General features: G+C 72.1%; 5 protein-coding genes. 1 reads left to right on the top strand and 4 read right to left on the bottom strand.

Features of this window, described 5'->3' with window-relative positions:
- Positions 1-835 (bottom strand): class I SAM-dependent methyltransferase (locus PKH97_RS14255; RefSeq protein ID WP_324388214.1); only part of this gene is annotated, 835 nt, incomplete at its 3' end.
- A 67-nt stretch (positions 836-902) separates the two neighbouring features.
- Here PKH97_RS14255 and PKH97_RS14250 point away from each other — a divergent pair.
- Positions 903-2,051, top strand: coding sequence for a glycosyltransferase family 4 protein (locus tag PKH97_RS14250; protein ID WP_324388213.1), 1,149 nt, complete (start codon positions 903-905; stop codon positions 2,049-2,051).
- 66 nt (positions 2,052-2,117) lie between these two features.
- On the opposite strand, the gene PKH97_RS14245 is transcribed toward PKH97_RS14250, so the two are convergent.
- The 3 genes from PKH97_RS14245 to PKH97_RS14235 all read right to left on the bottom strand — a co-directional run.
- A complete protein-coding gene (locus PKH97_RS14245; RefSeq protein ID WP_324388212.1) occupies positions 2,118-3,200 on the bottom strand; it encodes a glycosyltransferase family 4 protein in 1,083 nt (360 codons plus the stop codon).
- Entirely contained in the window at positions 3,197-4,024 is an 828-nt protein-coding gene (locus PKH97_RS14240) for a glycosyltransferase family A protein (protein ID WP_324388211.1), read from the bottom strand. Before PKH97_RS14240 ends, PKH97_RS14245 begins: the two co-directional genes overlap by 4 nt.
- On the bottom strand, positions 4,021-4,298 hold a 278-nt coding region (locus PKH97_RS14235; RefSeq protein ID WP_324388210.1), incomplete at its 5' end, for a hypothetical protein. The genes PKH97_RS14240 and PKH97_RS14235, both read right to left, overlap by 4 nt.

Genomic DNA, 4,298 nt, shown 5'->3' with positions numbered 1-4,298 from the left:
GGGTGCTCGGCGCGAGCGCCCGCAGGCCGAGGATGGCCGGGGCGGTCACGAGCGCGCCGGCCAGCACCGCACTGCTGCCCAGGACCCCGTCGGGCCGTCGAATGCCGCGCATCCGGGCCACCGACCCAGCGTCGGTGGTCAGGCTGTCCAGCACGAGTCGATCGACGCGAACGTCCACCAGATCGACGGCGCGTGCGGCCCGCGCGAGCGAATCGGCCGAGAAGAACCGGACGTGCGTCGGATCCTCGAGCATCCACCAGGCCGAACCATAGGTGCGCGGGCCCCACGAATCCCCGGCCGGAGTCAGGGCGACCATCCGGCCACCGGGTTGCAGCATGGTCGCAGCTTTGCGCATCGTGGCCAGCGGGTCGATGACGTGTTCGAGAACGTGCACCCCGACGACAAGATCGGCAGCGACCCAGGCGTCCGGGAGATCTTCGGCCGGGCCGGACCACAAGCGGCCGTGGGCCCGGACGAGTGGATCGACGCCGACATCGAGCTGCCCCGGGTCGACGCCCGACACAGCTGCGCCGGCGTCGTGGAAACGCCGCAACAGCCCGCCGGCGCCATAGCCGATCTCGAAGACGCTGCGGGGAGTGCCGTCGGCGATCAGCGCCCGGTAGGTGAGCGCGGTGCGCCACCGATCGAGGGCGGGATCGCCGCCATACGCCAGGTCGCGGTGGTGTGCCGCAGCCGCGGCCAGCGGCCGGCGGACGTGGCCGCATACGGGGCAGCGCTCGAGCGCGCCGCCGCCGAGGAGATGCCAGGGCAGCGTCGGTGTCGCGCAGATCTCGCACGGGCGGCCGCGTTCGAGCGTGTCAAGGGGGAGCGGCACTCCGCTATCCTAATGGCGAGTAACAACCCGGCTGTGCCGCTGTCGGGCTTCCCGGAAAGGTCCCGACGTGGTCGACGGCGATCGCCTTGCCAGCAGGCCGCTGCGCATCCTCTATCTGTCCTGGCGGGACCGGGAGCACCCGGAGGCCGGTGGCTCCGAGACCTTCGTCGAGCGCACCGCCGAGATCCTCGCCGAGCACGGACACCAGGTCACTCTCTTCACCGCCCGCTTCCCGGGTGCGGCCGCGACGACCTGGCACGACCGGGTGCGCGTGGTGCGAGGCGGCGGCCGCTTCGGCGTCTATGCGCACGCGCTCGGGCACCTCGCGCGGCACCGCGATAACTACGACCTGGTCCTCGACGTCCAGAACGGCGTGCCCTTCTGGTCGCCCCTGCTGGCCCGTGTCCCGGTCGTCAACATCGTCCACCACGTCCACCGCGACCAGTGGCCGATGGTGTTGGGCAAGCAGCTTGGCGCCGTCGGGTGGTTCCTGGAGTCGCGGGTCGCGCCCTGGGCGTATCGCCGCAGCGACTATGTGACCGTCTCGGAGGCGACGCGTTCCGACCTCGCCGAGCTCGGCATCGCCCGCGACCGGGTGTCCGTCGTCTATTCGGGCAACGACCAGCCCGCCGACCTCGACTCGTATGCCGACATGCCCCGCACGGCCGAGCCCAGCCTGATGGTTCTCGGGCGGCTGGTGCCGCACAAGCACAACGAAGTGGCCATCGACGTCGTCGCCGCCCTGGCCGAGCGCTACCCGACGCTGCAGTTGCACATCGTCGGCAGCGGCTACTGGGAAGATGCCCTGCGGGCGCACGCCCAAAGCTCCGGTGTCGGTGACCGCGTGAACTTCCACGGCTTCGTCACCGAGGCCGAGAAGCACCGGCTGCTCGCCGAGTCCTGGGTGGTGCTGATGCCCTCGCAGAAGGAGGGCTGGGGGCTGACCATCGTCGAAGCCGGACTGCACGCGACCCCCGCCATTGCCTTCGCGTATGCCGGCGGCGTCACCGAGTCGATCGTCGCGGGCGAGACGGGGCTGCTGGCTGCGGATGTCCCCGAGCTGGTCGCCCAGGTGGACGCGCTGCTCGCCGACAACCAACTGCGTGGCAAGTACGGCGCCAACGCCCGCCGTCACGCCCGCTCCTTCAGCTGGGAGCGCACCGGCACCGAGCTCGAAGGCCACGTGCGCCGGATCGCCGTCCGCGCCCGGGGCTGAACCGGCCTCTCGACGGGGCTGAACCGGCCTCTCGACGGGGCTGAACCGGCCTCTCGACGGGGCTGGCTACTCGAAGTCGGCGAAGGCGGCGCCCATGCGGGCGCACTGGGTGGCGAGGTCGTGCTCGGCGAGCACGTGCGCGTGGTTGGCGGCCCCCACCGTGGCGCGGCGCGCCGGGTCCTGAAGCATCGTAACCAGGGCATCGGCGAGCGCCTCGACATCGTCCGCGACCAGCGCATTGCCGGGCGAGACGGCCTCGTCATTGGTGCCGCAGACCGTCGTCACGACAGGCAGGCCACAGGCCATCGCCTCCAGATAGGCCAGCCCGAGTTGCTCGGTCCACTTCCACGTCGGGCGCGGCGCGGTCGTGAAGACCGCCCCGGTGCGCAGGAAGCCGGGCACCTGGGCCGGGGGCAGGCTCCCGACGAAATCGACGCCACGCGCCGGGTCGGCCGCAGCCGCCTCGACCAGCCCCTGCAGCGGCCCCCGGCCCGCCACAGCCAGCCGAGCCTCCGGGACAGACCGGCGCACGATCGCCATGGCATCGAGCACCCGGTCGATGCCCTTGTTGGGGGCAAGGGGTGAGCAGAAGACGACGCGCGGCTCGGCGATCGGCTCGGTCGGCGGCGTGAACGCGGTGGTGTCGACGCCCGGCTTGACCACGCGAATCCGCTCGTCGTCGAAACCATTGGCCAGCAGGTGATCTCGCGCCGCGTCCACCATGCACAGCAGCAGATCCGCGTCGCGGCAGGAATCGACCGCCTGCTGATAGGGCGGCAACCGATAGAGCGGCTGGTCGGGCAGGTTCTCCCACGTGATGACCGCCTGGCGCACCCGGCCGCCACGCCCGCGCGCGGCTCGTCGCCAACGCGACGCCTGCCCGGTCACCAGGGAGCACAACTCCAAGGACGCCACCCAGTCGTAGGCCGCTGGGTCCTGATCGCCGACGCCGCGCGCCCACGCGAACGCGCCCGCCTCGATGAACCGCTTGATCGGTCGGGTGTAGGTCGTCGGCACCCAGGTGATCTCACCGTCCGGCGCTTCCCGGGCGAGCGCGGTGACGTGGGTCTGCGGCATACGGGACATCCAGTAGACCTCGCGCCGGGCCCGCTGGTCCGGCAGCGAGACCCAGAGCAGTTCGCGCGTCACGCGGCGGCCCGGTCCTTCGCCCCGCGGCGAGCGCCCCAGGCATACCCGCCAGCCTCCAGAGCGCGGAGGAAGACCATGCCGGCCGCGTGCGCGGGGTCCTTGGCCAAGCGACGCCAGTTGCGGGCATACGAGCGCAGGACGGTGCGGCCCTGCGCGCCGACGGCGCCGGCATGCTCGCCGGCGAAGGCGGGGATGGACCGGCCGTAGTAGTAGCGCTTGGCGAGCACGTCGGCCACGGTCAGCCGGCCCTCGTCGTGGTCGATGATCACCGGCGCGAGAGCGATCCCGGCGCCGTCCGCACGCATCCGCAGCCGCAGGTCGGCGTCCTCCGGCCCGGACATGGCCAGGTGGAAGCCGCCGCCGTCCACCAGATACGAGCGGCGGATCAGGCGCGGATTGTGCAGCCACGGCTCATCGAGATAGCACTCGCGCTCCAGGGCCCGGCAGGCCGTCCAGAAGCCGTCGCCGATGGTGCGCTCCGGCAGCGCGATCCCGGTGGCACCGGTCGTGGCGGCGGTGTCGACCGCGGCCTGAATGGCGTCCGGGGTGAGGAGCATGTCGCTGTCGAGCCAGAGCACCCACTCGCCCGCGGCGGCTGCGATCCCGGTGTTGCGCTGGGCGCTGCGCTCCGGCCCGGCGGTGATGACCTGGTCGGCGCGCACCTGGGCGATATCGGGCGTCCCGTCGGTGCTGTGGTTGTCGACCACGATCAGCTCGATCGCCGGATAGGTCTGCGCCCGAACGGAATCCAGACAGGCGGCGATCGTCCGTGCGTTGTTGCGCGTCGGGACGACCACGGTCACGAGGGCGGGTTGCTGGGTCATTGGGCGGCTTCCTTGGTGATGGGGTGTGCGCGCATCGCCCCGGCGAGGGCGATGACCAGCCCGGCGGCCGCGATGACGTGCGGTGTGCCGGAGTGTGCGTTGACGAGGGCGTCGACCGATCCCCACGCGGGGAGGGCGAGCGCGATCTGGGTGAGGCCGGCAAGGCCGACCAGGCCGGCACCGAGCACCAGGTGGTGTCTCGCGCCCAGCCGGTGACGGGTGGCCAGGGCGGCGACTGCCGCGATCAGGCCCGGCAAGCCGAGGGCGAAGCCCG

The organism is Nostocoides sp., assembly GCF_035343835.1.
Taxonomy (GTDB): Bacteria; Actinomycetota; Actinomycetes; order Actinomycetales; family Dermatophilaceae; genus Nostocoides_A; species Nostocoides_A vanveenii.
Note: the sequence above shows the minus strand (reverse complement) of the source record. Positions and strands in the feature narration are given on the sequence as shown.